This is a genomic window from Hymenobacter aerilatus, assembly GCF_022921095.1.
Taxonomy (GTDB): Bacteria; Bacteroidota; Bacteroidia; order Cytophagales; family Hymenobacteraceae; genus Hymenobacter; species Hymenobacter aerilatus.
The window spans coordinates 1850447-1877285 of the sequence record NZ_CP095053.1 but is presented as its reverse complement, the minus strand read 5'-3'; the positions used below and the strand labels follow the sequence as shown (position 1 = coordinate 1877285).

Annotated in this window: 26 protein-coding genes; 11 read left to right on the top strand and 15 right to left on the bottom strand. The window is 57.4% G+C overall.

What is annotated here, in order from left to right:
* Positions 1–98 precede the first annotated feature (98 nt).
* Positions 99–1109, bottom strand: a complete 1011-nt coding sequence (locus MUN82_RS07975; protein WP_245096463.1) for a 3-oxoacyl-ACP synthase III family protein — start codon at positions 1107–1109, stop codon at positions 99–101.
* A 103-nt stretch (positions 1110–1212) separates the two neighbouring features.
* A complete protein-coding gene (locus MUN82_RS07970) occupies positions 1213–2355 on the bottom strand; it encodes a glycosyltransferase family protein (RefSeq protein ID WP_245096461.1) in 1143 nt (380 codons plus the stop codon).
* A 317-nt stretch (positions 2356–2672) separates the two neighbouring features.
* Here MUN82_RS07970 and MUN82_RS07965 point away from each other — a divergent pair, with 317 nt between their 5' ends.
* Positions 2673–4181 carry a M28 family peptidase gene (locus MUN82_RS07965; protein ID WP_245096460.1) on the top strand — a complete coding sequence of 503 codons (1509 nt, stop codon included), beginning with the start codon at positions 2673–2675 and terminating at the stop codon, positions 4179–4181.
* Positions 4182–4287: 106 nt separating this feature from the next.
* Positions 4288–5118 carry a 2,3,4,5-tetrahydropyridine-2,6-dicarboxylate N-succinyltransferase gene (locus MUN82_RS07960; RefSeq protein ID WP_245096459.1) on the top strand — a complete coding sequence of 277 codons (831 nt, stop codon included), beginning with the start codon at positions 4288–4290 and terminating at the stop codon, positions 5116–5118.
* A gap of 169 nt (positions 5119–5287) precedes the next feature.
* Here MUN82_RS07960 and msrA read toward each other — a convergent pair whose 3' ends face one another.
* Both msrA and MUN82_RS07950 read right to left on the bottom strand, forming a co-directional pair.
* A complete protein-coding gene (gene msrA, locus MUN82_RS07955; protein WP_245096457.1) occupies positions 5288–5836 on the bottom strand; it encodes a peptide-methionine (S)-S-oxide reductase MsrA in 549 nt (182 codons plus the stop codon).
* A gap of 309 nt (positions 5837–6145) precedes the next feature.
* A complete protein-coding gene (locus tag MUN82_RS07950) occupies positions 6146–7036 on the bottom strand; it encodes a 3-hydroxyacyl-CoA dehydrogenase family protein (protein ID WP_245096456.1) in 891 nt (296 codons plus the stop codon).
* Between the two features lie 374 nt (positions 7037–7410).
* Between MUN82_RS07950 and MUN82_RS07945 the strand changes: the two genes are divergently transcribed.
* Positions 7411–7566: a lmo0937 family membrane protein gene (locus tag MUN82_RS07945; protein WP_245096454.1), complete on the top strand. Its 156-nt coding sequence runs from the start codon at positions 7411–7413 to the stop codon at positions 7564–7566.
* 84 nt (positions 7567–7650) lie between these two features.
* On the opposite strand, the gene MUN82_RS07940 is transcribed toward MUN82_RS07945, so the two are convergent.
* Positions 7651–8487 (bottom strand): hypothetical protein, encoded by an 837-nt coding sequence (locus MUN82_RS07940; protein WP_245096452.1) that lies wholly within the window; start codon positions 8485–8487, stop codon positions 7651–7653.
* Between the two features lie 17 nt (positions 8488–8504).
* Positions 8505–10127: an ABC-F family ATP-binding cassette domain-containing protein gene (locus tag MUN82_RS07935; RefSeq protein WP_245096450.1), complete on the bottom strand. Its 1623-nt coding sequence runs from the start codon at positions 10125–10127 to the stop codon at positions 8505–8507.
* Between the two features lie 297 nt (positions 10128–10424).
* Between MUN82_RS07935 and MUN82_RS07930 the strand changes: the two genes are divergently transcribed.
* Positions 10425–10895 (top strand): DUF4199 domain-containing protein, encoded by a 471-nt coding sequence (locus MUN82_RS07930; protein WP_245096449.1) that lies wholly within the window; start codon positions 10425–10427, stop codon positions 10893–10895.
* A 290-nt stretch (positions 10896–11185) separates the two neighbouring features.
* Positions 11186–11551 (top strand): hypothetical protein, encoded by a 366-nt coding sequence (locus MUN82_RS07925; protein ID WP_245096447.1) that lies wholly within the window; start codon positions 11186–11188, stop codon positions 11549–11551.
* 94 nt (positions 11552–11645) lie between these two features.
* Here the strand turns inward: MUN82_RS07925 and MUN82_RS07920 are convergent, their stop codons facing one another.
* Complete coding sequence (locus tag MUN82_RS07920; RefSeq protein ID WP_245096445.1) at positions 11646–12032, bottom strand: hypothetical protein; 387 nt, start codon at positions 12030–12032, stop codon at positions 11646–11648.
* A 194-nt stretch (positions 12033–12226) separates the two neighbouring features.
* On the opposite strand from MUN82_RS07920, the gene MUN82_RS07915 reads away from it, so the two are divergent.
* A complete protein-coding gene (locus MUN82_RS07915) occupies positions 12227–13027 on the top strand; it encodes a murein L,D-transpeptidase catalytic domain family protein (protein WP_245096443.1) in 801 nt (266 codons plus the stop codon).
* 76 nt (positions 13028–13103) lie between these two features.
* Here the strand turns inward: MUN82_RS07915 and MUN82_RS07910 are convergent, their stop codons facing one another.
* Positions 13104–13298, bottom strand: coding sequence for a hypothetical protein (locus MUN82_RS07910; RefSeq protein WP_185283597.1), 195 nt, complete (start codon positions 13296–13298; stop codon positions 13104–13106).
* A gap of 177 nt (positions 13299–13475) precedes the next feature.
* On the opposite strand from MUN82_RS07910, the gene MUN82_RS07905 reads away from it, so the two are divergent.
* Positions 13476–14285, top strand: coding sequence for a M48 family metallopeptidase (locus MUN82_RS07905; RefSeq protein ID WP_245096441.1), 810 nt, complete (start codon positions 13476–13478; stop codon positions 14283–14285).
* An 8-nt stretch (positions 14286–14293) separates the two neighbouring features.
* Positions 14294–15193, top strand: a complete 900-nt coding sequence (locus MUN82_RS07900) for a diacylglycerol/lipid kinase family protein (protein WP_245096439.1) — start codon at positions 14294–14296, stop codon at positions 15191–15193.
* On the opposite strand, the gene MUN82_RS07895 is transcribed toward MUN82_RS07900, so the two are convergent.
* Together MUN82_RS07895 and MUN82_RS07890 are read right to left on the bottom strand one after the other, a co-directional pair.
* Entirely contained in the window at positions 15150–16418 is a 1269-nt protein-coding gene (locus MUN82_RS07895) for a metallophosphoesterase (protein ID WP_245096438.1), read from the bottom strand. The genes MUN82_RS07900 and MUN82_RS07895 overlap by 44 nt on opposite strands.
* Before the next feature lie 132 nt (positions 16419–16550).
* Positions 16551–17186 (bottom strand): LON peptidase substrate-binding domain-containing protein, encoded by a 636-nt coding sequence (locus MUN82_RS07890; protein ID WP_245096436.1) that lies wholly within the window; start codon positions 17184–17186, stop codon positions 16551–16553.
* Positions 17187–17317: 131 nt separating this feature from the next.
* Here MUN82_RS07890 and mtgA point away from each other — a divergent pair, with 131 nt between their 5' ends.
* Positions 17318–18064, top strand: a complete 747-nt coding sequence (mtgA, locus tag MUN82_RS07885; protein ID WP_245096434.1) for a monofunctional biosynthetic peptidoglycan transglycosylase — start codon at positions 17318–17320, stop codon at positions 18062–18064.
* Between the two features lie 70 nt (positions 18065–18134).
* Here the strand turns inward: mtgA and MUN82_RS07880 are convergent, their stop codons facing one another.
* Positions 18135–19601, bottom strand: coding sequence for a Gfo/Idh/MocA family protein (locus tag MUN82_RS07880; RefSeq protein ID WP_245096432.1), 1467 nt, complete (start codon positions 19599–19601; stop codon positions 18135–18137).
* Between the two features lie 128 nt (positions 19602–19729).
* On the opposite strand from MUN82_RS07880, the gene MUN82_RS07875 reads away from it, so the two are divergent.
* Positions 19730–20173: a YybH family protein gene (locus MUN82_RS07875; protein ID WP_245096431.1), complete on the top strand. Its 444-nt coding sequence runs from the start codon at positions 19730–19732 to the stop codon at positions 20171–20173.
* A 171-nt stretch (positions 20174–20344) separates the two neighbouring features.
* Here the strand turns inward: MUN82_RS07875 and MUN82_RS07870 are convergent, their stop codons facing one another.
* The 4 genes from MUN82_RS07870 to MUN82_RS07855 all read right to left on the bottom strand — a co-directional run bounded on the left by MUN82_RS07870 (position 20345) and on the right by MUN82_RS07855 (position 23816).
* A complete protein-coding gene (locus tag MUN82_RS07870) occupies positions 20345–21484 on the bottom strand; it encodes an App1 family protein phosphatidate phosphatase (RefSeq protein ID WP_245096429.1) in 1140 nt (379 codons plus the stop codon).
* A gap of 69 nt (positions 21485–21553) precedes the next feature.
* The gene (locus MUN82_RS07865; protein WP_375374082.1) at positions 21554–22297 is read right to left on the bottom strand and encodes a LytR/AlgR family response regulator transcription factor; all 744 of its coding nucleotides are present in this window, start codon (positions 22295–22297) and stop codon (positions 21554–21556) included.
* Between the two features lie 15 nt (positions 22298–22312).
* Entirely contained in the window at positions 22313–22576 is a 264-nt protein-coding gene (locus tag MUN82_RS07860) for a hypothetical protein (RefSeq protein ID WP_245096428.1), read from the bottom strand.
* A 118-nt stretch (positions 22577–22694) separates the two neighbouring features.
* Positions 22695–23816, bottom strand: coding sequence for a sensor histidine kinase (locus MUN82_RS07855; protein WP_245096426.1), 1122 nt, complete (start codon positions 23814–23816; stop codon positions 22695–22697).
* A 325-nt stretch (positions 23817–24141) separates the two neighbouring features.
* On the opposite strand from MUN82_RS07855, the gene MUN82_RS07850 reads away from it, so the two are divergent.
* On the top strand, positions 24142–26793 hold the full coding sequence (locus MUN82_RS07850; RefSeq protein ID WP_245096425.1) for a TonB-dependent receptor domain-containing protein: 2652 nt from the start codon (positions 24142–24144) through the stop codon (positions 26791–26793).
* Positions 26794–26839 lie beyond the last annotated feature (46 nt).

Here is a 26839-nt window from a genome sequence, read left to right as displayed (position 1 = left end):
GACCTTATGCCCATAGAACGAGTCGTTGGTACGAGTACCGTGCAAACGTGAGAAGGTCCTTCGCTGCGTTCAGGATGACAAATAATACAAACGACGCTTTACCACTTAATCAGAGCCGATGCCCAGGTGAAGCCGGAACCAAAGGCCGCCAGGCACACCAAGTCGCCACGCTTCACTTTGCCTTCCTGCACGGCTTCGCTGAGGGCAATAGGGATGGAAGCGGCGGTAGTATTACCGTAACGCTGAATGTTACTGAAGATTTTATCGTCTGTGAGCCCCATTTTCTGCTGCACATACTGCGTGATGCGTAGGTTGGCTTGGTGAGGAATCAGCATGTCGATGTCTTGAGGTTGCATGCCATTCTGATCCAGTGCTTCCTTGATGACCTGGGGAAAGCGTACCACAGCATGCTTGAACACGTTTTGGCCGTTCATGTAGGGGTACATATCAGGCTCGTGTGCAATGGCGTAATCTACGCGGCCCTCGCGGTTCGAGCCGGGTTCTTTCACAATCAGCTCTTCGGCGTGCTCACCCTGGGAGTGCAGGTGAGTGCTCAGAATGCCGTGACCCTCGCGGGTGCTAGGGCGCAGCACCACGGCGCCGGCACCATCGCCAAAAATCACAGATACGGCCCGCCCGCGCGTCGATTTATCGAGGCCCGAGGAGTGAATTTCGGAGCCTACCACCAGCACCGTATCATACATGCCGGTCTTGATGAACTGGTCGGCCATGGAAAGCGAGTAGATGAATCCCGAGCACTGGTTGCGCACGTCGAAGGCTGGAGTGGCGTCTTTCATGCCCAACTCGCGTTGCAACAGCACGCCCGAGCCAGGGAAAAAGTAGTCGGGCGAGAGGGTCGCAAACACGATGAGCTGCACGTCGTCGGGCGTAAGGCCGGCGGCTTCCAGGGCCCGGCGGGCAGCTTTGGCGCCCATGTTAGCAGTAGTATCTACGCCCTCCGTGAACCAGCGCCGCTCTTTGATACCAGTGCGCTCCTGAATCCAGGCATCGGTGGTTTCCATGAGCTGTTCGATGTCGGCATTCGTAACTACGCGGTCGGGTACATAGTGGCCAACGCCAGCAATTTCGGAATAACGGAGAGTAGACATAAGCGGTAAAGCGTTGGGGTGGGCAGTAAGATGGGAAAAAGGAACGGTCGAAGGTAAAAAAAACACCGCCCTGATTGTTCAAACGGGGCGCGAAGGTCGGCAGTTACCGAATAGCATCCACTACGGCCCACAATTTCGTGGCTTCGGAAGCCCAGAAAACCTTCTCAGGAGCGCCTTGCGGATAGAAGCGTGTCTGGCGCAGTTCCTCCGCCAACTGCTGTGCGGGCGGCTGCGCGAAGTCAGCGCACCGCAGTGCCGCCCCGTAGGCCCGCGCCGTAGTCAGCCACAGTGCATTGTCGGGAAGCAACATGGGCAGGCCGTGCGCAGCATATTCAAACAACTTGGTAGGTAGGCACCGCCAAGTGCTGGGGTGAGGGCGGTAGGGTAGCAGCCCCAGGTGACTGCGTTGGATGGCCTGCACCACTTCCCGGTGCGGTACCAGTTGGTCGCCGCCGATGAGTGTGAGGACATTTGGGGCCGCAGCTACAGCTTGCTCCAAACGGCGCAGTACCTCGGGTTGCTGGCAAAAACCAATAATAGTGAGCCGCGCCGTGGGCCACGCCCGCCGGAACGCGTGCGTGAAAGCAATAGCATCGAACACCCCGTTTAGCTCTGAGATGGTGCCGGAGTACAGCAGCTCCAGCGGCGCGGGGGGTAGGGGGAGGACATGGCGGGCTGCAGGCAGCGGCTCGCCGGGCGGAGACTGGTATTTATTTTCCAATACCACCGTACGGGCCGGCTCGGCAAAGGGAAGCTCCCCAGCGTAGCTGCGCTCGGCCAGCACTAGCGCCGCCGCCTGCCGCGCTGCCGTCGTTTCGATGCGCCGCACCAGCCGGGCTAGTAGCTGCCGCAGTGCCTGGGGGTAGACCTGTTGCGTCAGGATATTGAGGGCGTAGTTCTCCCGCACATCATATATAAAATGACGCTCCCTACCTTGGCTGCACCATAGCCGCGCGAGGGGTAGCAGCTCCGGCGCGTGCACCACCACCAACTGCGGCTGCACCCGCTGCAATAGCCGCCAATAGCGCCACTGCGCCGCCAAACGCTGCCAGCTCAGGCGCGAACCGACCAGCAACTCGTGCGTGTGCAGGTTGGCTGGTGCATCGGGCGGATGCGGGGCGCGTCGGCCTGCCACGTGCACCTGGATTCCAGGCCGCTCAGCCAGCGTACGGCCAAATTTACCGAACATACGCGTGTCGTCGAGGGGCTTGAGAACGGAGGCAAGCAGGATAGTGGTAGGCGGCATCGTTGAGGCCAAAGATGCCGGTTTTACGGCAGGTATGAAATTGTCTGAACTACGGATTCATTTTGTAGACGAGGGGTTTTTGCTGCGTTTTGTCATTCTGAGCTTGCGAAGAACCTTCTCACGCGTGAGCGAGTCGTTGTTTCGCTTGTCATTCTGCCGTGAGAAGGTCCTTCGCAAGCTCAGGATGACAAGCCTTCCCAATAGCTCCTACTCACGAAATCCGTGTCATCTGACAAATCCGAGCGAATCCGTGGTTCAGACTCATTCCTTTTCCTTATCATAGCCTTTTGCATCTACTTATCTATTATCCTCTCCGCATGAACATCACGCACAAGGCAGCTGTGAGTTGCCTGCTGCTGGGCCTCACACTTGCAGACCCGCACACGGCTTCAGCCCAAAAGAAAAACCGCCAGACAACCACGAAAGCCCCCAAAGCTGAAGCTGCCATCCGCGAAGCCGACATCAAGCGCGACCTGTATGTGCTGGCCGACGACAAGTATCGGGGTAGGGAAGGTGGCACCCTCGACGAGCTGCGCGCCTCCGCCTGGATAGCCGAACAAATGCGCTCCATTGGGTTGGAGCCCGCCGGCGACGATGGTACGTATTTTCAATTTTTCTCGCTCCAGCGCACCCGCCTCACACCCGTCAGCACCTTGCGTATCGGGTCGCATCAGCTCCGGCCCAACCACGATGCCGTAATTGTGGCCCCCACCAACGCCAGCATCACGGCGCCGCTGGTATTTGTGGGCACCGCCACGCCGGCTGAGGTAGGAAAGGTGGATGTAAAAGGCAAAGCTGTAGCCTTGCAGATTTCCGGGGCCCCCACCGACGGCATCAGCTACCGCCGCTACCTGTTTGCCAAGCTGCGCGACCAAGCCGCCGAGCTGACCAAGGCCGGCGCCGTGGCCGTGGTGTTTGTGTCGGACGACAAGGCGCAGGCCATCTACGACCATTGGAGCCACATCTTCGAGCGGGGCCGCTATGGCCTACCCGGCGACGCCAACGTGCAGGTACCAGCCGATCAGGCGCCTGTGGTGTGGCTGCCGGCCGATGCCCTAAGTTGGGCGCGACAGGCCGGTCAGCAGTTCAGCACCAATCTGAAAGTGGAAACCTTTGCCTACCCCTCGGTGAACATCGTGGCCAGGATGCCCGGCACCGATGCGCAGCTGAAAAAGGAATATGTGCTCTTCAGCACCCACCAAGACCACGACGGCGCCCGCGCCCCCGTGGCCGGCGACTCCATCTACAACGGTGCCGACGACAACGCCACTGGCTGCGCGGCCCTGCTGGCTATCATGCGGGCCTTCAAGCAGCAACCAGCTCGGCGCTCGGCCTTGTTTGTGTACCACGGGGCTGAGGAGCGGGGCCTATTAGGTTCGCGCTACTACTCGGCCAACCCTACCGTGCCGCAGGAGTCGATTGTAGTGGTGCTGAACGCCGAGATGATGGGCCGCAACGACCCCGACAGCGCTGCCCTACTGGGCTCTACGCCGCCCCACCGCAACTCCCAGGATTTGGTAGACATAGCCCTAGCTGCTAACCAAGCCGGCCCCAGGTTCAAGCTCGATATCGAGTGGGACAAGCCTACCCACCCCGAGGGCTGGTATTTCCGCTCCGACCATTTGCCCTACGCCCGGCTAGGCATTCCGGCCGTGATGTATACCTCCCTGCTGCACGTGGACTACCACACACCCAAGGACGAAGCCAGCCGCATCGACTACGCCAAGCTCACTAAAATGACGCAGTGGATGTACCTCACCGGCTGGCAGGTGGCCAACCGCGACCAGCGCCCGGCGCGGGAAGCAGGCTTTAAACTGGAGCGGTAGAAAACTTATCAGCAGGTGCGGCGGCCGGAATGTTTTCCGCCTGATATTGGGAACATAGCCGCCGCTGGCGCTAGTTTTACCGCTCATTCCGTTTTCAAGAGTTAATATGAATACTTCCGAACTGCAAAATATCATTGAAGCCGCCTGGGCCGACCGCAGCCTGTTGCAGCAATCCGCCACCACGGATGCCATCCACGCCGTTATCGAGGAACTGGACAAAGGCCGTCTGCGTGTGGCCCAGCCCATCGAGGGCAAAGACGGTGAGTGGCAAGTAAACGACTGGGTGAAGAAGGCCGTTATCCTGTATTTCCCCATTCAGCAGATGGAAACCATCGAGCTGACGCCCTTTGAGTACCGCGACAAAATGCGCCTCAAGACCGATTACGCTGGACAGGGCGTGCGCGTGGTGCCGCCCGCCACGGCCCGCTACGGCGCCTACCTGGCTCCCGGCGTTATCCTGATGCCCAGCTACACCAACATCGGTGCCTGGGTAGGCGAGGGCACGATGGTAGACACCTGGGCCACCGTAGGTTCGTGCGCGCAGATTGGCGCGGGCGTACACCTAAGCGGCGGTGTGGGCATCGGCGGTGTGCTGGAGCCTGTGCAGGCCGCCCCCGTGATTGTAGAAGACGGCGCCTTCATCGGCTCGCGTAGCATTCTGGTAGAAGGCTGCCACATCGGCAAGGAAGCCGTTATTGGCGCGGGCGTTACCATCACGGGTAGCACCAAGATTATCGACGTGACGGGTGCCGAGCCTAAGGAGTACAAAGGCATAGTGCCGGCTCGTTCGGTGGTCATCCCGGGTTCCTACACCAAGCAGTTCCCGGCCGGTGAGTACCAAGTGCCTTGCGCCCTCATCATCGGTCAGCGCAAGCCCAGCACTGACCTCAAAACCTCGCTCAACGATGCTCTACGCGAGCACAACGTGGCTGTCTAAACCACGGATTCGCTCGGATTTTTCGGATGACACAGATTTTGTGTACGACCTGACCATAAGCAACTGAACTAAAACAAAAAGAGCTGCCCAATTTGGGCAGCTCTTTTTGTTTGTAATCGTTCACAAAATCCGTGTCATCCGAAAATCCGAACGAATCCGTGGTTTAGACTTACTTCGCTGCCGAGGCAGACTTCTTCAGCTTATCACCGAACACGGCTTTCACCTTATCTACCTTCGGCTTCACTACAAACTGGCAGTAGGGCTGGGTGCCGTTCAGGTTGTAGTAGTCCTGGTGGTAGTTCTCGGCCTTATAGAAGGTAGGCGCGGCGCTGATTTCCGTTACCACGGGGTTGGGGAAAGCGTGGGCGTCGTTGAGCTTCTTTTTATACTCCTCAGCTAACTGCTTTTGTTCGTCATTGTGGTAGTACACCACCGAGCGATACTGTGTGCCCACATCGTTGCCCTGGCGGTTGAGCGTAGTAGGGTCGTGGGTTTTCCAGAATATCTCCAGCAGCTCTTTAAAGTTGATCTTGCCGGGGTCGTAGGTGATATTAATGACTTCGGCGTGGCCAGTAAGGCCCGAGCATACTTCCTTATAGGTAGGGTTGGCAATACGCCCGCCGGCATAGCCCGATTCCACTTTTTCAACGCCTTCGAGGTCCTGAAAAACTGCTTCGGTGCACCAGAAGCAGCCGGCGCCAAATGTTGCTAATTCCATTTTCTTGGTTGTCTTGGTAGAGGGTTTAACCGTTGTGCTTTGAGCGAAACTGCCGTAGCAGAAGCTCAACAGCAGGAGCGCGGTAGTAAGCAATTTGATCATACGGTAGAAAGGAAATTTCAGGCAAAAAAGTTTACTCAGACGGCTCAGAAGCTATATAGCGCTCATTCTATGCAGCTTAACAATAGCCCGGCCCGCCACCGACTATGTATACGTCAGCGGCGGGCCGGGCAGATTTACTGGGGTTGCAATTTTGAGGCGAGTATCTACCCTAATAGGAGTGTAAATAGGGTAGGAAACGTGACTAAACTACTTACGAAACCGCTCGGCTACTACCAGATCCTTGGTGCCGTGGCCCCAAGTGTAGAACCCTTCGCCAGACTTCACGCCCAGGCGGCCAGCCATTACCATATTCACGAGTAGCGGACAGGGTGCATACTTGGGGTTGCCAAGGCCGTCGTGTAGTACGCGCAAAATAGCTAAGCACACATCCAGTCCAATAAAGTCGGCGAGTTGGAGCGGCCCCATGGGGTGGGCCATCCCCAGCTTCATTACCGTGTCGATTTCCTCTACGCCAGCCACTCCCTCAAACAGAGAATAGATAGCCTCGTTGATCATCGGCATCAGAATGCGGTTAGCCACAAACCCAGGGTAGTCGTTCACCTCGGTAGGTGTTTTGCCTAGCTGCCGCGACAGGTCCATTACCTGCGCTGTCACCTCATCCGAAGTAGCGTAGCCCCGAATCACCTCTACCAGCTTCATCACCGGCACGGGATTCATAAAGTGCATGCCTATTACCTGCTGGGGACGCTGGGTGGCAGCGGCAATTTTGGTGATGGAAATCGACGAGGTATTGCTGGCCAGAATGGCCTCGGCGGGCGCGTGCTGGTCCAGGTCGCGGAAGATTTGCAGCTTCAGCGCTTCATTTTCTGTAGCGGCTTCCACTACCAGTTGGGCGTTGCGCACACCATCGGGTAGGGAGGTGAAGGCGGTGATGCGCCCGAGCGTGTCGGTTTTGTCGGTCTCGGTGAGGGTGCCTTTGGCTACCTGGCGGTCGAGGTTTTTGCCAATGGTGCCCAGCGCCTTATCCAGCGCAGGCTGGCTGATGTCGATGAGATGAACCGGAAATCCGTGCTGAGCAAACACGTGAGCAATGCCATTGCCCATAGTGCCGGAGCCAATAACGGCAACTTGCAACATACGATAGAGTAAGAGAAGTGGGTGGGGAAATAAAAATGCAGAAGTAAAGCAGTTGACCTACAATGAAATGCCTGCCATAACGGCTGGGTGAAACCGGCCTCCTGAAGCTGCTAAATTACAGGAAATACCGGTCTACATGGTAGTAGGTTGGCAGTAGGCATGCTGAATATAGAATAGCAATAAATGAATGGTAGGAAAATAGTAGTTGCACTCTCACAATAAAGAATTTTCTTTTCGGCATATATCCTTCTAAGGAAAGTACCCGTACAAGACCACAAGCACCTGTTTCACTCTTGCCAACCAATCAGGAATAAACAGATTGCCTTTTGTTTCTCTCTCCCTTCATCCATCCCTAACCTAAACTCTTCACTACCATGGGAAATCTGTTGTATATCATCGCCGTAATTCTGGTTATCATCTGGGCCGTTAGCTTCTTTGGCGGTTTTGTAGGTGGTAGCATCATTCACGTGCTGCTGGTTATTGCCATCATCGCCGTGCTGCTGCGTCTGATTCGTGGTAGCTCTGTGTAGCAACTGCACACTAGCCGCATACATAGAAAAAGGCCGCTCCCGGTATAGGGAGCGGCCTTTTCGTATTTTAGGTGTACTAGCTGTTTATCTTCCTATATCAAATAGGAAGCTAAAGCGAATAACGGGCTGACCGTAGATGTCATCTAGTCCGTTGCCATTGAAATTATAGAGCAATACAATGTCGGCGGCGGCCCGGTCGCTGAAGCGCTGCCGGTAGCCCGCCCCAGCTAGCGGGGTGCGTACCGTGAGCTTGCCGGGGTACAGATAGCCCTGGCTGTCCTGAAATAGGACCTCGGCGTGCGTTACTTCATACTCACCGTGTATGAAAAAGTCTTTGTAAACTATATACTGCAGGAAACCTTTCACCCCAATGCTGTTGGTGCGGATGCCGCGCCCGCCGCCTTGCACTGAGTAGCTATTATAGGCATAAGAAAGCCCTGGACCAATGGCCAGCTTCTCCGTAATGCGGTAGCCCAGCGCAGGCGCAATGCTGGCGCTGAATTGCGTCAGGCCATAGATGCTGCTCAGGCCCAATCCAAAGTTGCTGTACACGAAGTAGCGTCGCAAGGGCTTGGGCTGCTCGCTGGCCCGACTGCCTGGCGGAAACTCCAATCCCGACGGGCTGTTGGGATTGGGCCGGTACACGGGCGTACCGGGTTGGTCGGCCGGGACGCCTGGCTGTGGGGCGGGGGTAACCGGCGCGGGGGTAGGGGTTGGCGTAGTTAACTCATAGCCGCGGGCCGGCGCGGGGGTAGGCGCCGGTGCCTGACGGGCGGGCGCACCGGGCGGGGCCGTATTCAGCTGGGGCTTGGCCTGCTGCGTGCGGGTGGTGTCGGGGGTAGGGGTAGTCTGGGCCTGGGCGAGGGTAGGGGCCAAGCCGGCCCCTACCGCTACGCTCAGCACGAGCAAAAGCTTTTTCATACAGGGCTGTAACGCTGCTACGAAACCAATTGGTACATGCGCTTGCGCTGCGCCTTCAGATGGTCGTCGGCCAGGTATTCTTCGTAGCTCATGCGCCGGTCCAGAATGCCGTCGGGCGTGAGCTCGATGATGCGGTTGGCGATGGTGTCGATGAATTGCAAATCGTGAGAAGTGAACAGCAGCGTGCCCGAGAAGTCACGCAGGGAGTTGTTCAGGGCCTGAATGCTTTCCAGATCGAGGTGGTTCGTGGGGTCGTCGAGCGTGAGTACGTTGCCACCTTCCATCATCATCTTGGAAAGCATGCAGCGCACTTTCTCGCCCCCGCTCAACACGTTGGATTTCTTCTGCGACTCCTCGCCCGAGAACAGCATCCGGCCCAAGAACCCGCGGATAAACGACTCGTCTTTTTCCGTGGAGTACTGACGCAGCCAGTCTACCAGGTTCAGGTCGGTGTCGAAGAACTCAGTGTTTTCTTTGGGGAAGTAGCTAGGTGTGATGGTGGTGCCCCATTTGTAGCTGCCCTTGTCGGCTTTGATCTGCTCAAACAGAATATCAAACAGCAGCGAAGCCGCCCGGTCGTCGCGGCTCACAATGGCTATCTTGTCGCCCTTGTCAAGGGAGAAAGTTACGTTGCGGAAAAGGGTATGACCATCTACCGAAGCGGCTAGATCCTCCACGCTTAGCAGCTGATTGCCCGCCTCGCGCTCCGATTTGAAGGCGATGTACGGGTACTTGCGCGAGCTGGGCTTAATCTCCTCCAGCGTCAGCTTTTGCAGCAGCTTCTGGCGCGAGGTAGCCTGCTTGGATTTGGAAGCGTTGGCCGAGAAGCGGCGCACAAATTCTTCCAGTTCCTTGCGCTTGTCTTCGGTCTTCTTGTTCACCTCCTGGCGCTGGCGCAGAGCCAGTTGCGACGACTCGTACCAGAAGGAGTAGTTGCCGGGGTACATCGTGATTTTTGAGAAGTCCAAGTCGGCCATGTAGTTACACACGGCATCGAGGAAGTGGCGGTCGTGGCTTACCACGATTACCGTGTTCTGGAACGAGTCGAGGAAGTTCTCCAGCCACAGCACGGTTTCAGCGTCGAGGCCGTTGGTGGGCTCGTCTAGCAGCAATACATCGGGGTTGCCAAATAGGGCCTGGGCCAGCAGCACGCGTACCTTGTCGGAGGTGCCTAGGTCGGCCATCAGGGTCTGGTGCTTGTCTTCCGAAATACCCAGGCCGGAGAGCAACTCGGCGGCTTCGTACTCGGCGTTCCAGCCTTCCAAGTCGGCAAACTCGCCCTCCAGCTCAGCCGCCCGCTCGCCGTCGGCATCCGAAAAGTCGGGCTTGGCATAAATGGCGTCTTTCTCCTCCATTACCTTCCATAGGCGCGTGTGACCCATAATCACCGTTTGAAGCACCGGAAAGGCGTCGGCGGCAAATTGGTCCTGCTTCAGCACCGAGAGGCGGGCGCCCTTGGGCATGTCCACCGAGCCGGTGTTGGGCTCAATCTCGCCCGAGAGGATTTTCAGAAAGGTAGACTTACCCGCGCCGTTGGCCCCAATGAGGCCGTACACGTTACCGGGCAAAAACTTGATGGTGACATCTTCGAACAGCACGCGCTTGCCGTAGCGCAGGCTCACGTTGGAGGTACTAATCATGTAGTAGTAGAAAACGAAGTAACAGAGTGAAGGGGCGCCAAGCACCGCAACCGCCCGCGAAAATACGCAAATTGGTCGGGAGGCTACTTATCGTTATAAGCGATGCGGAGGGTAGTGCACCAATAAAATGCCGGTCTACCTAGTAAAAAAGCGTAGGCAGGCACAACATCCGGTTGACAATCAAAGTATAAAAAGACCGAATGCGGCTTATCTGCCCGGCGTTTGGTAACAGCCAACCGGAAGTGGCAGTTCCGTATACCTATCTCTTCCTGTCCAACTCTCTTCGACTTTTCTTTTATGAGTGACGCTCGCCTAACACCCGAAAAAAACGGCCTTCGCTATGGCATTTACACTACAGGTGCCATGATTGTCTACTTCCTCGTTGCTTCCTTATTTGGTCTCACGGACCGCATCGAGTTCAGTTTCTTAAATGGCATTATTATGTCCATTGGCGTAACGCTGGCCATCCGCCACTTTAAGTACGCCAAGGATGACCACATGGCGTATTTGCAAGGCTTCGGTACCGGTATTATCACGGGTGCAGTAGCTGGCGTACTGTTTGGCCTGTTCTTCATTGTCTATGCTGCCATCAATCCGGCCCTGATGGACCAGATTTCGGCCCGCGACCTGTTTGGCTTCGACTTGTCGGTAGTTATTGCCTTCCTGGCTATTGTGCTGCAAAGTGTAATGGGTGCCAGTATAGTAGCGCTTATTGCCATGCAGTATTACAAGAGCCCCGACCACAAGCCAATTGAGGAAGTGGAGTAAGCACGTAGTCGTATTCTAATTCTAATCGCGCTTAGTCAAAGGCCAGTTCCAAGTGAAACTGGCCTTTTTTATGTTTATTAAATAAAATTGGATGTATCCGTAACATTTTATAAAAAAAAGACGATACAAGCATTGTTGTTTAATTAAAGCAATATACATTTGTATTATAGAAAGCGGGTTAGGCCAAAGTAACTAGATCCACTTCACTAGAACAGCAGGTATTGCAAATAGCATTTTCTCCTTCAAAACCGATGAAAACGGTCTTTTTTGCACTTTTCTTCACAGTTGCCTTGGCAGGATCTGCTGTAGCACAAAAGCAGCAAAGCTTGCTGGCTGAGTTACCTGGCACCAACGAAATACCTACCGAGCGGGTAGAAACCCTAACGCGGGCTATGGTAACTACGCTGCACCTCAACGAAAGCCAGTATGTACGCTTGCGTGAGGCAAACCGCGTCAAGCTCACCCGCCTCGATGAAATTCAGTGGCAAACCCGCGACAATGTGGCGCAGCAGCAAGCCCAAATGCTAGAGCTGCAGTCGCAGTACGAAGCGGAGTGCGGCCGTATTCTCTCACCAACACAACTAATGGCTCTGCGCGAAGAGCAGAAAAAAGATGCGCAGCCCAAGCGCGACCCTAGCATGGGCGGAATAGGGTAGGCTATTGCCTGCACTATGCTATGATATAACACACGAAGCGCGGCCGCACCCATAGGTGCGGCCGCGCTTCGTTGGTGGTAGAGGGTAGGCGTGGTTACGGCTGATAGAGTATCTCGCTCACGATGCCAGTAGGGCTGAAGCGCAGGCGCAGCTTGCTGGCTGCAGAGCGGGGGTGGCGTGGCTCGCACTGGGCACCAGGCACTACGTAATAGATGTATATTTTTTCGGTCTGCTCGCTCAACTCGTTTTCATCGGGGTGGCCCAGCAGGGCGTCGATGGCGCCGGTACGCGTGTCGTAGAGCAGGTTGCGGTGCTTGAGTAGGGTAGGGAGTAGGGCCGCTCGCTGGTTGCGGCAGGCATAGGCATCCTGCCGCCACGCCGCCGCATCAAAGTCGGGAATAGCGCGCAAATCGTGTCCGCAGGCACTCACCAACAGCAAGCACACGGCAGCGGCAGACAGACGGCGGAGGGTAGGAAACATACGAAAGAGAATAAAAAATTAGGCAGAGAAGAGGCCGCAGCTACTCCGGAAAGACGCAAAGTAACGCAGATTTCATCGGCCGGCTACGGCAAGGTGGCGCATAGAGTTCGGGTATTTCTGTTAAATTTGGCAAGCCAGTTCTATGGAATAGCCCCTCGCGTACCGAATTACTCTGTTTCGACTACTCTCAGCCTATGCCCTACTTGCCGACTGTTGGCGCCAGCCTGCTTTTGTCCGTTCTCTCCTTTCTGCCCACCAACAACGCGCCCGTAGCGGCCCCGCCGGCTCCCACTGCTGTGGCGGTTGATGCGCCAGCTTCGCGGGCACTCGCTACGGCTGCTTTTGAGCAGCACATTCTGCAAAGCTATGCCCAGAGCGGCCTGGTGACATCGGGCCTACCCGTGCTGGTGTACCGCGAGGCACTGATTGGTTTCTACAATCTGCGCCAACAGGGTAAGGTTGCCGCCGATCAGCACGTCCTCACGGTTATCGATTTCAGCCAGTCGAGCAAGGCGCAGCGGTTTTGGGTGATTGATCTGGAAAAGCAGCGCTTGCTGTTCCGCACGTATGTGGCACACGGCAAAAATACCGGCGAGGAATTCGCACAGACCTTCTCCAACCGCGAGGGGTCCGAAATGAGTAGCCTGGGCTTCTACCGCACCGGCCACACCTACCAGGGCAAGCACGGCCTGTCGCTGAAGCTGCACGGCCTCGATACTGAGTATAATACCAATGCCTACGACCGAGCCGTGGTCGTACACGGTGCACGCTACGTAAGCGAAGACTTCATTCGGCAAAACGGCCGCCTGGGTCGTAGCCAGGGCTGCCCGGCCCTACCTGTAGGCGAGTCATCATCTATTATTCACGCCATTAAAAACGGCTCTGTGGTGTACGCGCACGGTCCTGCCCAGGCTAGTTACGCCTCCTCGTGGCTAAACCTGGAGCCCGCCGTGCTGGCCTTTGGTGGCACCCCCAAGATAGTGGCCGGCCAGTAATAGCATTTTAGAAGTAACAGCAACGCCCCGCGGCTCATGAGCTGTGGGGCGTTGCTGTTTGGTAGCGCATGGGTAGTTAGGCCCGGTCGCTGGTTGTTTTCACTAGGTTGATGCCAGCAAAGAAGAAAATCAGGCCGACCAGGAAAGGAACAAAGGAGTTCATTTTGCCTAAGCCGATGCCACCAACGCCGAGAAAACCCATGGCGCCAATGATGATACCAACGATACCTAGAACCGTGAGGATGGTGCCGAACGTGCGTTTCTGATTCATAAGAGAGGAGGGCTAAAAATGGGAAAATAGGAAGACGGGAGAGTCTGCTTTGCCCTGATACGTGAACAAACAGAATTTGGCTATATAGTGGGAAGTAACCCTGCGTGCCGGCCGCCGTTACTAAGCGCAACCGGGCCCACCAATCGGCCCGCTCACTCCCTTTTACTACCCTGCACCATGAGAGGACTTTTGCGCTATGTGGTGGCCGCCGTGCTGGCCTTATCCGCATTCATTACCTATTACTGCAACTCCACCACCAACGAGGTGACCGGCGAAACGCAACACGTGGCCATGACCACCGACGAGGAAATTGCCCTGGGTCTGCAAGCCGCGCCCCAAATGGCCCAGCAGTACGGCGGCCTGTCGCAGGATGCGCAGGCGCGGGCTGTAGTGGAGCGCGTGGGCGAGAAGATTATCAGCAGCACCAAGGCTGGCCAAACGCCCTACAAGTTTCAGTTTCACCTGCTGGCTGACCCCAAAACCATCAACGCGTTTGCCCTACCTGGCGGGCAAGTGTTTATCACCGAAGGCCTGTTGCGCAGTTTGACTTCCGAAGGTGAGCTAGCTGGCGTGCTGGCCCACGAGGTAGGGCACGTGGTAGGCCGGCACTCGGCCGAACAAGTAGCCAAAGCCAAACTCACGCAAGGACTAAGCGGGGCCGCCGCCATTGCTGCATACGACCCCGACCGTCCGGCTACGGCCGCTGGTGGAGCCGTAGCCGCCGCTATTTCCAAGCTGCTGACCCTGCGCTACGGCCGCGACGACGAATTGGAAGCTGATAAGCTGGCCGTCGACTTCACGCCCCAGGCTGGTTACGATCCACGCTCCATGATTAAAGTGATGGAAATTCTGGATCAGAAAGCCGGGGGGAGCAACCCGCCCGAGTTCTTGAGCACGCACCCCAACCCTAGCAACCGCATTGGGCGCTTGCAGGAAGAAATTGCGGCCGAGTTTCCGCAAGGCGTGCCTTCTAACCTGAAGCAATAGTCCTCGTCATGGCTGAGTTACTGCGCCACCTACTATTTGTACTGAACCCCGTTTCCGGCGATACCGACAAAGACGAGTTGGAAACTACCGTGCGTGTCACTTGCACTGAGCACGGCCGCACGGCTGCCTTCTGGCACACCACCGGCGAGAATGACTTGCAGAAGCTAACCCAGCATCTGGCTGGGCAGCCCTACGACGCCGTATTCGCCGTGGGCGGCGATGGCACCGTGAAGCTGGTCAGCGAAGCCTTGTTGACGACTAATGCCATCCTGGGCATCCTACCCATGGGCTCCGGCAATGGCCTGTCAAAAGACCTTGGTATCCCGCAGGATACCGACGAAGCATTAGAGCTGATCTGGGACCACGAGGTGCGGGCCATTGATACGCTACGCTTGAACGGCCACTTCTCTGCTCACTTAGCCGACCTAGGCTTTAATGCATTGGTAGTGAAAAAGTTCTGCGACGGCGACACGCGCGGGCCGGGCGCCTACGTGCGCATCGCGCTGGCCGAGTACGGTGACTATGAGCCGCTGTGCTACCGCATCGAAACCGACCAAGAAACACTAGAAACGGAGGCCTTTATGCTGACCATTGCCAATGCCAATACGTTCGGCAGCAATGTGGTTATCAACCCCAATAGCCGCCTGGACGACGGGCAATTTGAAATCTGCTTGGTTGCACCTTTTCCGGCCGGAGCTGCGCCGGGCCTGCTCTACCGTCTCTATACCGAGGCTTTCGATGAATCGGACTACACCCAACGGTTATCGTGCCACCGGGCGACTATTAGCGTACCGGGGCAGGAAAAGGCGTTGGTGCAGGTAGATGGGGAGCCGCTGGAACTAGAGTTGCCCATCACCGTTGAAATCAGCCCGCAGAGCCTGCGTGTGCTGACGCCGCAGCAGGGGTAGGGGCTGTGGCCTCGTTTGCAGCAGCCGTATACAGGCAGTGGCGGAAAGGCTCGGCGGTGCGGGTGCTACCCGTAGCGTTGCCGGGTTCTAGGGTGCGTAGCCACGCTTCGCCGTTGGCATAAAATTCCAGCACAAAAAAACCTTTGTGCTCGTGTGTGAAAGTAGCCTTGCCACCTTTTTGCACGAAAGCCGTTTTGCTGCCCGAACCACTCACCAAGTAGTGCCCGCCGCGCCGCTGAAAGTACTGGAGGTTGTGGTCGTGACCGGCAGCATAGACGATGTTGGGAAAGTCGCGTAGCACCCGCAGCAGGCGTCGGCGCATAGCGCGGTAGCGTGGGTGGGCCATATCCTCGGCCGCGCCTACCACCCGCCGGTACGCCGGAAACAACGACCCTATAATGGGTAGGGGTAGGTAGGCCTTTTTGTTCACCGCCAGCAACGGAAACACGTGCTGCTTGGTGGTGAACTGGCCGCCGTGCATAGCATTGGAATACAATGGGTGGTGCCCAGCTACTACAATGCGCTGGTGTTGGTTGGCAGCCAACACTTGGCGCAGCTGCTCAAACGGCTCCCGACTGGTAGCGGCTGTGCATCCGTACGCGTTGCCTAAAGGGCGTGTACCGTGCTGCACCCACCACTGCGTATTCAGCACGACCAGCAAGATATTGTTAGGCAGTTGTAGTGTAACGGGGCCGGGGCAACCGCGGGGTGGCAGGTAGTGTGCCGTAGGCAGGTGGTCGCGCACATAGGCCTCTTGGCGCAGCACGTATTCGTAGCCGTCGCGGCGGCCTTTGTTCCAATCGTGGTTGCCGCTAAGGAATACCACCTGGCCCTTAAAAGTCCGCAGGGCGTCTAGCTGGGCATTGAGGCGATGCTCAGCATCGGCACGGCCAGGATGGGTAGGGGCCGGCAGACCAGTGGGGTAGATATTGTCGCCTAAAATCACGACGGTGCCGGCCGAGCCGGTTTGCTGTTGCCAGTCTTGCAGCAGGTTCATCACCGGGTCGCGGCCATTGGTAGCCACAGCTCCCAAGTCGCCTACCAGGGCAATGCTGTACGCCGGGGCTTCGGCGGGGGTAGGGGCCGCGGCCCCCGCACGGGCAGCCGGGGCTACGTAAGGCTGCCGCCGGTAGCGGCGCTCCTGCCCGTATCGGTGTAGTAGCCAGATGGCCGTTGCCCCAGCCAGGCCAATTAGCGCATACAATACAACAAGAGTAAAAGACATACTAGGGGTACGCAAATAGCGCCACCAAGTAGGAGGTAGGGCCGCAACATTTTGCGCCTTGCTACCCCCGATGCTGCTACCCCCCTGTCCTCAGCTAGTAGGGAGGAAGGGCAGAATCTGCACCATCTATGCTTAAAAGTTAGGCGGCGTGAGGTTTTTGAAGTGGCCGTTCAGCCGGGCGCGGTCTTTCAGGCGCTCGGTTTCCATGAGCACAGGTAGGGTCTGGTCGAGGTGCTCGCGCACCAGCTCCTGGCGCTCCAGCTCGCTGGTGGCGGCCAGCAGCTGGTATTCCTGGGTCTGGCTCATGCCCAAGTGGTGGGCCACATCAAAAATGCGGTAGTCGGTGGGGAGGTCGAGCAGGAGCTTGCGCAAGCCCAGTATGTCGTAGAGGCGGCGCACCTGCTCGGTAATGCGTGCCTGCAGAGTGGGGTCGCCCACGGCATCGTCCTGAATGTCTTCTACCTTGCCCGCCGCATACAACTTATCGGGAGCCTGGCGATAAAACTCCCGGATGCGAAACACCCCCACCCCCTGCGTGCGAATATCCATTTCGCCCGAGGGATATACTTTCTCCACCTCCAGCAGCTTCACCTCAGTACCTAGTTGGCCCACGCTGTTGTTGAGGTAGGGCGGAATACCAAAGGTGATACCCTCCTGAATGCAGTCGCGTACTAGTTGCCGGTAGCGGGGCTCAAAAATGTGCAGGTTCAGTTTTTCCCCCGGAAAAACTACTAGGTTCAGCGGAAACAAGGCCAACAAGCGCGCCATAGGAGCAGGGAAGATAAGAGCCGAAAGGTACCGGAAAATTGAAAACAGCGGCCATCGGCAACGCAAATCGTCTACTTTTGCGCTGGTGTCCGGTGGGCACTGGTAGGCATTAAACGGAATTCTCGTCGGTAGTGGCGGATTATAAAGAAGTAGCGCGCCGCACAGGGCGCATCGTGCTGCAAATAGCAGCGGCGTTGTTTCTGACCTCGGTAGCCTGGGTGCTGGTATACCGCTGGGTGGCACCGCCTGCCACTTGGATTATGCTGGAGCGCCGTGCGCACCCGCCCACTGGCCGCGGCTACTACGGCATCCGCCCCGAGGGCGACCGGCAGATTCGGTACACGTTTCGGACGCTGGACGAAGTATCCCCCAACGTGCCCCTGGCCCTGGTGGCCGCCGAGGACCAACGCTTTCTGGTGCACCATGGCTTTGATGGCGGCGCAATGTGGCAGGCCGCCCGGCACAACTGGCAAGGGGGTAGCAAGCTGGTAGGGGGTAGCACCATCTCGCAGCAGGTGGCCAAAAACGTGTTTCTGTGGCACGGCCGCAGCTACATACGCAAAGCAGCCGAGGCCTACTTCACGGTGCTGATTGAGGTGCTCTGGAACAAGCGCCGCATTATGGAGATGTATATGAGCGTGGCCGAGATGGGCGACTGTATGTTTGGGGTAGAAGCTGCCTCACAGCAATATTTCCACAAATCGGCCAGCAAACTCACGCAGGCCGAGGCGGCGCTGCTGGCGGGCGTGCTACCCAATCCGCTCCGTTTTCGGGCCAGCAACCCCGGCCCCCAAGCCCGCGCCAAGCAACAGCGCGTGGTGCGCCGGATGCAGTCCTTGCGTGGGTCGGTGTACGTGAAGGAGCTAACGGAGGAGTGACCAACAAAAAAGCCGGACCATAGGTCCGGCTTTTTTGTTGGTCACTCCTCCGTTAGCGAGGAATGGTAGATTACGCACCCAGCTTCCAGCCCTGGCGGTAGTCGCGCTTCACAAACTGATTCACGACATCCAGATTGGTTACTTTCAGCTGCTTGGGGTCCCAGAGGAGCTCCACGTTGCGGCCGGGGTAGTTGAAGCCTTTGCCATCGGCTTTAGGCGTTTGCACGTCGTAGCCGCGCACGGCCAGGTTGGCAATCAGCAGCGTTTCGGTGAGCGGGCCGGCAATGTCGAAGGGCGAACTCACCTCTTTTTTACCGTAGCCAGCAATAGCGGCCTCCACCCACTGGGCGTAGTGGCCGTTAGCGCCACCGGGTACGCGGGCAAACTTCTCGGCCACCTTGGTAGTGGCGGTGAGCGAAGTAGGCAGCAGGCGCGGATTTTCGGCGTAGGTGCTGGCCATCATCTTGCCTTTGTCGCCAATGAACAGGATGCCGTTGCCCCCGTCGCCAAACACCTCGTTGGGACCTAGCTCGGCGGGGCGCTCGGGCTGAATGCCGCCGTCCATCCAGTGCAGGGTGATGTCGCCTTTGGTTTTCGAGGTTTTCGGGAACTTCAGAATTACGTGGCTGGAGGGCGGGCAGCTCTTGGGAAAATAGCCGCGCTTAAACTCATCCACGTACACGCTACCCACGCTGGCCGCCACCGATTTGGGGTAGGTCAGGTCCAGCACCCGGAACGGCGCTTCTACCAGGTGGCAGCCCATGTCGCCGAGGGCGCCGGTGCCGTACTCCCACCAGCCGCGCCAGTTGAAGGGCACCAGCTTTTCGATGTAGTTTTCTTTGGGTGCCGTGCCCAGCCACAGGTCCCAGTCGAGGGTAGAGGGCACGGGAGCCGCTTTGTCGGGCCAAGCAATGCCCTGGGGCCACACGGGGCGGTCGGTCCAGCAATACACGGTGTGCACATCGCCGAGCAGGCCGGCATCGTACCACTCGCGCAGCAGGCGGGCGCCGTCGTTGGAAGCGCCTTGGTTGCCCATCTGTGTTACCACTTTGTACTTACGGGCGGCATCGGTGAGGACGCGGGCCTCGTAGATATCGTGCGTCAGCGGTTTCTGCACATACACGTGCTTGCCCAGCTGCATGGCCGCCAGGGCTGGAGCGGCGTGGTTGTGGTCGGGGGTAGACACCGAAACGGCGTCGATGTGCTTGTGCTCCTTCTCGAGCATCTTGCGCCAGTCCTTGTAATATTTGGCCTTTGGAAACGACTTAATCGTTTTAGCAGCGCGCTGATCGTCTACGTCGCAGAGGTACGCAATATCAGCCTTGCCACTTTTCGAGAAGTTCATGATATCGCTTTCACCCTTGCCGCCTGCCCCAATGCCGGCCACTACCAGCCGGTCGCTGGGCGCTACGTAGCCCTTGCCGCCCAGCACAAAGCGGGGTACAATCATGAAACTAGCGGCAGCCACGGCGCTTTGCTGAAGGAATTTACGCCTTGATTCGGGGGAAGGAGAGGGAGTGGGGTTTGGCTTAGCCATTAGATGAAGGGATTGGGAGTGGAAATGATGAAGTAGAATGGATAGTTTGCCTATAATAGTACTACTATTTTTCGGCTGCAAAAGCATAGTGGTCTGGATTTTCTAGAATCCATTGCTCCTACAATCTAATGACAAAGAACTTATTTGGTGGCTGCACGCTACTTCTGCTCACCGCCTGCGCCACCACGCGTCCCGCTGCTGTGCAGGCGCCCATCCGGCAGGTACTCACTACTCAAGCCGCGGCCTGGAACCGCGGCGACATTCCTGCTTTCATGCAGGGCTACTGGCGCTCCGACTCCCTGGTGTTCATTGGGAAACGTGGCCCTACCTACGGCTGGCAGCAAACCCTCGACAATTACCGCAGCAGCTACCCCGATGCCACCGCCATGGGCCAGCTGGCCTTCTCCGACCTCTACATCACCCCAAATGGCCCCCAGGCCGCACACGTGGTAGGCCGCTGGCACCTCACGCGCCCCACTGCCGGCGACGTGGGCGGACACTTCCTGCTCGTGTTTCGGCAAGTAAAAGGCCACTGGGTAATCGTAGCCGACCACACGAATAGTGAAAGATGAAATGGTGAAGTCAGGAGTGCAAAAGCGTGTGTCATCCTGAGCGCAGCGAAGGATCTTATCACGCGTGAACAAAATCGTTCGGTAGTAACTCCAACGTGATAAGGTCCTTCGCTGCGCTCAGGATGACAGACATCTTTGCATTCACAACCTCACCACTTCACCCTTCTCCACCTATTCCTCCGCCGTTTCGTCTTTTTGTTTTTCGCTTTCGACGGCCGGAATAGCTTCGGTGAAGACGAGGCCGTGGGCAGCGGCGTGCTCGGCAGCTTGCACTGTGTCCTGCACTAAAAGCATTTCCACATTTTCATCGCGCAGGTCGTCGGATACCTTTTCTACCAGCAGAGCGCGGTCAGGGCTTTGCACGTCGCGAATATAGATGGCCAGCACGCGGCCGGGGTGGCGGCGCACCACCTCCCGGTAGATGTTGGCGTCTTCCTGACCCGAGTCGCCGATGAGCACGAAGGGCAGCTTGGGGTAGGTGAGCAGCAGGTTGTCAATTTCCTTGAGCTTGTGGCCGTGGTGGGCTGAGTCAGCATCTTTGTGGGTACGTTTCAGGCCCATATCGCGCAGCAATAATGGGCCAGGCGGAATATCGTTGAGGTGCAGGAAGTCCTCCAGCAAGTCATACAAATTCCAGGGGGAACTGCTCACGTAGAAAAACGGATTGTTGCGCTTGCCGTTGCGCCCCAGCTGCAACTGCCGGTAGAACTCGGCTACCCCTTTGAAGGGTAGGCGCGAGCGGGCATTGCGCAGTAACACCGTACGGGCCATGCGCAGCAGGTGCGTGGCCGAGGTCTGAATTACGGTATCGTCCAGGTCGGAGATGATGCCGTATTCCGCATCGGCCGGCGGAATGAGCACGTGCGCCTGGGTACGTAAGTTGTCGGGGAGAGTGAAGGGAGCTGGCACCTGTTGCAGCAGCGCATCTACCGGGTACCATAAATAGTCGATGGGCTCGGGTAGGCGCTTGGGGGCCAGGTTCACCGTAAAATATCCTTCATCATCCGTCAGCACCGGGTGCTCGATGCCATCAGCTGCCCGCACGATAACCTGCGCCCCGTTGATTTCGTCGCTGTCGAAGCGCCGGTACATATTCAGCAGGTTGTGCCAGCGCGAGTCTTTGGGGTCAGGCTCCGTAATGCCTTTATCAGTGAGTAGGCGGCCCTTCACGTAGAGGCGGTCGGGGGTGCCGTAGCTGCGGTAGGGAAGGAGCTGCAACGGAGCCAGCAGGCCGAGGCGTTGGCGCGTGAGCGTCAAATAATCGTCGGCCCACTCGGCCAAGTCGCTGATTTTGTCGCGAAGAGAGGTCATACAGTGCGGAAAGAAACAGGTGCTTTCCTACCCCCTACGCGCTCTATAGGGTAGGGAGTTGCCCCACGGCTATGTCCACCGGCTCAGAAACTGCGTGAAGGCCTCCTTGTACTGGTCGCTCACGGGCAGAGTCTGGTCCTCAATCTGCACCGAGTTGCGCGTCACGGCCCTGATTTTGTCGAGCGCCACAATAGTAGAGCGGTGAATGCGCATGAAGCGCCGGGCCGGCAGCTTTTCTTCCAGCACCTTTAGGCTGGTGAGCGAGAGCAAGGGTCGGGCGTCGCCCGTGAGGTGCACCTTCACGTAGTCCTTCAGGCCTTCTATATAGAGGATGTCCTGGAAGGCCACGCGCACCAGCTGATACTCAATCTTCAGGAACAGATACTCTTCTTCTGGCTCGGGCGGAGCGGCGGGTAGGGCGGCCGGCTGCGCCAGGCTAGCGTAGGCGTGGGCCTTGGTGGCAGCCCGCAGAAATTCCTCGTAGTTGAACGGCTTCACGAGGTAGTCCAGGGCATCGACGCGGTAGCCATCCAGCGCAAACTGGTTGTAGGCCGTGGTGAAGATGATGCGCGGCCCCGTGCCCGGCCGGCCCCGATCGAGCACGCGCGCCAACTCTAGCCCACTGAGGTCGGGCATTTGGATATCCAGGAAAATCAGGTCAATATCCGGCAGCTGGTGCAGGCCCTGCAGCGCTTCTACGGCACTGCTGTAGCGGCCTACCAGGTCCAGGAAGGGCGTTTGCTCCACAAAAGCGCATACCAGCCCCAGAGCCAGCGGCTCATCATCAACGGCAATGCAACGGAGGGTTTTCAAATCGAGAATTAGAGATTAGGAATTATACTGCTCGGCCGAAATCCAGCTGTAGTGGAGGAAACCGTAAGTAGCTCCGCTGACAGCCAGCATCAGTAAATCAACAAAGAATGAATTAAAAAAGGGGTATGACAGCAGCAGAACGGGCACTTCTAAAGCTAAGGTTGCTACGCCACCCAGCCCGCTGATTTGCCAGACAGTTTGTGGCTGGTAGCGGTGCAACAGCCATTCAAACAGCGCAAGTGCCGGTAAGTAAATAAACCATCCAATCCATATTGCCATGATGGTTATGTAGAGCCAACTAGCAAAAGGATATCGTAATGAGCGGTCGTCTGTGAGCAGTACACATACCGCAGCCACTCCAATAGCACATAATACGGATGCTATTCGCCGGCCTGCTTTACGCATATGTTTCTGTAGCGTCGGGAATCGTGTAGTCTTTCTTCGTTACCTCTAAACTAAGCAATACACGAAATTCCTTACTTGCTGTAGCTTCTTCCACGCTTAGCTGGTAGCGCTGGGGGTAAAGCAGATCGAGGCGGCGGCGGGTATTGGTGAGGCCGATACCACTGCCTACCTCCTCCACGGCGGGGCGCTTATCAGGAAATACGGTGTTGCGCACCTCTAGCGTGAGTGTGCCGTGCTGTTGGTGCAGGCCAATGTAGATCTGGCTGGGTAGGGTAGCGCTTACGCCGTGCTTAAAGGCATTTTCTATGAAGGGCAACAGTAGCATGGGCGCAACAGGCACATCGCGCAGCAGGGGAGTAGGGCGCTCGAATGTAACGGTCACTTTGTCGGTCAGGCGTAGCTGCATCAGCGAAATGTAGTCCTGCACAAACGATACCTCCTGGCTGAGCAGGGTTGTACTGGCCTGGGTTTCATAGAGCACGTAGCGCATCATGCGCGAGAGCGTATGGATGGCCTGCCGGGCCAGCTCGCCGTTCACCACCGTGAGGGCGTAGATATTGTTGAGCGTGTTGAAGAAGAAGTGCGGGTTGATCTGCGCTTTTAGGAACGACAGCTCGGCGGTAGTTTGCTGTTGCTCCAGTTCGCGCCGAATTTGCGCGTCATTTTGCCATTTGCGCACCACAGCCACGCTGGTGCTAATGCCCAGCACCAGCATAGAAATGAGCAGCGTGCCCATATCAAACCACCCCGCCGACGAACGGCGCCGCGAGGGGCTGCCATCTGGGTGAAAAGCCTTGTGCATCAGCTCAGGCAGGTGCAGCAGGTTTTCGATGAGCGAGTTGAGAAGCAACACTGCCACCAACGAAGCGGCCAGCACCGCAATAAACCAACTGGTACGCCCCCGAAAGAGCAGCCGTGGCACGGCCACTTGCGCGTTGAAATAAAACAACGCCACCCACAGCAAAAGCAGCAAAAACTGGCGTACCCAAAACTGCGGAGGTAGCTGCACACTCCAGGTAAGCGGCTGGGCCAGGAGCAGGGCCGAGCCAAACATCACCCAGAGCAGCGGGCGCGAGAAACGGTGCGCGAAATGCCGAAAGGCAGAAGAGGTCATAGCAAGAGCAAGATCAGGTTGTCAAACATACCGCACCTGCATTATAGGAAGCCGCTGCCTCGCCAGTTGCCCGCATTTCACCGACCGATAGGGGGTATTTCATCTGCCAACGACTACCCAAAATATCGTCGTAGAAACAATCGGTATAACGCCCCAACTCATCGGCGTTTGCGGCGAGACAATCTATTTATTCTATATAGAAGCAACCCGTCCTGTTGTTTTGGGTACTCTGTCGTGAGCTCGAAAAGATAAGGCTGCCTACCCGTGCCTGACTTTGCTGGACTCGCGTACACCGTTCTGACCCTTCGTTTATTATAACTACTTCATGAAAAAGCCTTTATCCTTTGTGAGTTTGTTGCTGTGCGGCCACGTGGCGCTGGCACAAACAACGCCCGCGGGTCCTACCCTCGTGGGCGGTTCCCGGCCGATGGGCGGTGCCCCGGCAGGAGCCACAAAGGCCGATGCCCGCATTACGGGTACCGTAGTGGATGCCGCTACCAAAAAGCCGGTGCCGTTTGCCACAGTTGCCCTCATCGACACCTCCACTGGCAAGCCCATTGACGGTGCCGCCTGCGACGACGCGGGCAAGTTCACCATCAGCGGCGTAGCCGCTGGCAATTATCAGCTCCAGTTCAGCTTCATCGGCTACAAAACGGTGGAGCAGCCTATTACGGTAGGCAACGGCAACCTGAACGTGGGCACCGTATCGCTGGTTTCGACGGCCCAGCAGCTGGCCGAGGTACGTGTGGAGGGCCAACGCTCCCTGATTGAGGAAAAGGTAGACCGCACCGTATACAACGCCGAGCAGGACCAGACCACCCGAGGCGGCGACGCCACCGACGTGCTCAAGCGCGTACCCCTGCTCACGGTGGACCTGGACGGCAACGTGAGCCTACGCGGCAACCAAAACGTGCGCGTGCTCATCAACAACAAGCCTTCTACTATCACGGCCAGCAGCATTTCGGATGCCCTCAAGCAGATTCCGGCCGATGAGATTAAGTCTGTTGAAGTGATTACCTCGCCATCGGCCAAGTACGACGCCGAAGGCTCGGGCGGTATCATCAACATCGTTACCAAGAAAAACAACCTGCAAGGCAAGACTCTGAGCATTGATACCAGCGTGGGCAACCGAGGCTCTAACCTGGGCCTGAACGGCAGCTACCGGGTAGGCCGCATGGGCTTCTCGTTGGGTGGCTGGGGTAGGGCCGGCTACAACACGCCGGGTACGTTCTCCAACGACCAGCAGACGTTTAACTCATCTGGTGCGCTGGCGTCTACCACTTCGCAGCAAGCCGACACGCGTAACAACAACGTCTTTGGGCGCTACACGCTGGGCTGGGATTTCGACATCAACAAATACAACTCCCTATCGGCCTCGGTGCGCTACGGGCTACGCAGCGGGACCAACTACCAAGACGACCTGCTGACGCGCTCCGACTTCTACGGCACGTCGGGCGCCATTCTGACCCGCACCGGCGACACGCGCAACGTGCAAACCAACGACAAGTCGAACAACGTGGACGTGAGCCTGGGCTACACCCACACCACCGACAAGCCGCAACAGGAACTCAGCTTCTTGGGGGTGTACAGCCGCAACAACCGCAACAACGACTTCACTAACACCATTACCGACCTGGTGAACACCGCGCCGGGAGCCAACCTGACGCCCTACCGTCTCAAAAACCTGAACGACAGCTATAATGAGGAGCTGACCGTGCAGGTTGACTACCAAACCCCCATCGGCGACAAGCAGCTAATTGAGTTTGGAGCCAAAGATATCCGGCGCAAGGTGAACAGCGACTACACCTACCTGCGCGCCGAAGGCGAATCGGAGGGTGCCTACCAGCCGCTGAACAATGCGGGCCTCAACAACACGTTTGATTACACCCAGAACATAGCGGCCGCCTACGCTGCCTACACGCTCAGCTTCCTGAAGCAGTACACGCTGAAAGCAGGCGCCCGCTACGAGTATACCACCATCGACGCTAAGTTTGCCAACGAGGCCACCGATACCACCAACATTCCGTCGTACGGGGTGTTGGTGCCCAGCGTGAACCTCTCGCGCAAGCTGGCCAATGGCAACGTGCTGAAGGTAGCCTACAACCGTCGTATTCAACGCCCCTCGCTGCAATTCCTGAACCCCAACGTGCAGGCGTCGAATACGCGCAACGCTACCCAGGGTAATCCGGTATTGGACCCAGAATATACCAACAACTACGAGTTGGGCTACAACACCTTTATCAAAAACGTATTGTTGAATATGTCGGTGTTTGTGCGCAACACTACCGGCTCTATTCAATCAGTGCGCCGCCCGGCTACTCCAGAAGAAATTGAGCTATACGCGCTGTCGGAAGGTGCCGTCTTTACCAACTTCGCCAACATCGGCCAAGAAAACGCCTACGGGGGTAGCCTGTTCCTGAATGCCAAAATCGGCAACAAGTTCACCCTGAACGGTGGCCCCGATTTCTACTACGCTACCCTGCGCAACAACGTGCCAGAGCCCACTTACAACGCCAGCAACGAAGGCTTTGTAATTAGCGGCCGTTTGTTTGGTACGTACAACCTCTCCGACAACTGGAGCCTGCAAGGCTTTGGCTTTGCCCGCGGCCGCCAGGTGCAGTTGCAAGGCTACCAGAGCGGATTTGGGGTATACAGCCTCAGCATCCGTCGCGAGTTTGCCGAGAAGCGCGGCAGCATTGGCCTGGGTGCCGAAAACTTCTTCTCGCCCAGAATCCCGATTCGTACGGAGTTTACCTCGCCGCTGCTGGTGCAGAACAGCGAGAACATTCCGAACCGTCTGAACATTAAACTGAACTTCAGCTACCGCATTGGCAAGCTAAGCGTAGCCGATGCCCGGCCGCGTCGCCGTCGCAGCGTCAACAACGACGACCTGAAAGAGGGCGGCGAGGGTGCAGATCCTAGCTCTACCCCCGCGCAGCAGCCAGCAGGTGGGGGCGGCGGCCGCGGCCAGCGCTAACGGTTGCTACACGAAAAGCTACACTCTAGCGTACCTACTCCTGCTT

What these genes read in the sequence shown, in the direction of transcription:
- MUN82_RS07975 (WP_245096463.1), bottom strand. Translation starts at nt 1,109, where the DNA reads ATGTCTACTCTCCGTTATTCCGAAATTGCTGGCGTTGGCCACTATGTA.
- MUN82_RS07970 (WP_245096461.1), bottom strand. Translation starts at nt 2,355, where the DNA reads ATGCCGCCTACCACTATCCTGCTTGCCTCCGTTCTCAAGCCCCTCGAC.
- MUN82_RS07965 (WP_245096460.1), top strand. Translation starts at nt 2,673, where the DNA reads ATGAACATCACGCACAAGGCAGCTGTGAGTTGCCTGCTGCTGGGCCTC.
- MUN82_RS07960 (WP_245096459.1), top strand. Translation starts at nt 4,288, where the DNA reads ATGAATACTTCCGAACTGCAAAATATCATTGAAGCCGCCTGGGCCGAC.
- msrA (WP_245096457.1), bottom strand. Translation starts at nt 5,836, where the DNA reads ATGGAATTAGCAACATTTGGCGCCGGCTGCTTCTGGTGCACCGAAGCA.
- MUN82_RS07950 (WP_245096456.1), bottom strand. Translation starts at nt 7,036, where the DNA reads ATGTTGCAAGTTGCCGTTATTGGCTCCGGCACTATGGGCAATGGCATT.
- MUN82_RS07945 (WP_245096454.1), top strand. Translation starts at nt 7,411, where the DNA reads ATGGGAAATCTGTTGTATATCATCGCCGTAATTCTGGTTATCATCTGG.
- MUN82_RS07940 (WP_245096452.1), bottom strand. Translation starts at nt 8,487, where the DNA reads ATGAAAAAGCTTTTGCTCGTGCTGAGCGTAGCGGTAGGGGCCGGCTTG.
- MUN82_RS07935 (WP_245096450.1), bottom strand. Translation starts at nt 10,127, where the DNA reads ATGATTAGTACCTCCAACGTGAGCCTGCGCTACGGCAAGCGCGTGCTG.
- MUN82_RS07930 (WP_245096449.1), top strand. Translation starts at nt 10,425, where the DNA reads ATGAGTGACGCTCGCCTAACACCCGAAAAAAACGGCCTTCGCTATGGC.
- MUN82_RS07920 (WP_245096445.1), bottom strand. Translation starts at nt 12,032, where the DNA reads ATGTTTCCTACCCTCCGCCGTCTGTCTGCCGCTGCCGTGTGCTTGCTG.
- MUN82_RS07915 (WP_245096443.1), top strand. Translation starts at nt 12,227, where the DNA reads ATGCCCTACTTGCCGACTGTTGGCGCCAGCCTGCTTTTGTCCGTTCTC.
- MUN82_RS07910 (WP_185283597.1), bottom strand. Translation starts at nt 13,298, where the DNA reads ATGAATCAGAAACGCACGTTCGGCACCATCCTCACGGTTCTAGGTATC.
- MUN82_RS07905 (WP_245096441.1), top strand. Translation starts at nt 13,476, where the DNA reads ATGAGAGGACTTTTGCGCTATGTGGTGGCCGCCGTGCTGGCCTTATCC.
- MUN82_RS07900 (WP_245096439.1), top strand. Translation starts at nt 14,294, where the DNA reads ATGGCTGAGTTACTGCGCCACCTACTATTTGTACTGAACCCCGTTTCC.
- MUN82_RS07895 (WP_245096438.1), bottom strand. Translation starts at nt 16,418, where the DNA reads ATGTCTTTTACTCTTGTTGTATTGTATGCGCTAATTGGCCTGGCTGGG.
- MUN82_RS07890 (WP_245096436.1), bottom strand. Translation starts at nt 17,186, where the DNA reads ATGGCGCGCTTGTTGGCCTTGTTTCCGCTGAACCTAGTAGTTTTTCCG.
- MUN82_RS07880 (WP_245096432.1), bottom strand. Translation starts at nt 19,601, where the DNA reads ATGGCTAAGCCAAACCCCACTCCCTCTCCTTCCCCCGAATCAAGGCGT.
- MUN82_RS07875 (WP_245096431.1), top strand. Translation starts at nt 19,730, where the DNA reads ATGACAAAGAACTTATTTGGTGGCTGCACGCTACTTCTGCTCACCGCC.
- MUN82_RS07870 (WP_245096429.1), bottom strand. Translation starts at nt 21,484, where the DNA reads ATGACCTCTCTTCGCGACAAAATCAGCGACTTGGCCGAGTGGGCCGAC.
- MUN82_RS07860 (WP_245096428.1), bottom strand. Translation starts at nt 22,576, where the DNA reads ATGGCAATATGGATTGGATGGTTTATTTACTTACCGGCACTTGCGCTG.
- MUN82_RS07855 (WP_245096426.1), bottom strand. Translation starts at nt 23,816, where the DNA reads ATGACCTCTTCTGCCTTTCGGCATTTCGCGCACCGTTTCTCGCGCCCG.
- MUN82_RS07850 (WP_245096425.1), top strand. Translation starts at nt 24,142, where the DNA reads ATGAAAAAGCCTTTATCCTTTGTGAGTTTGTTGCTGTGCGGCCACGTG.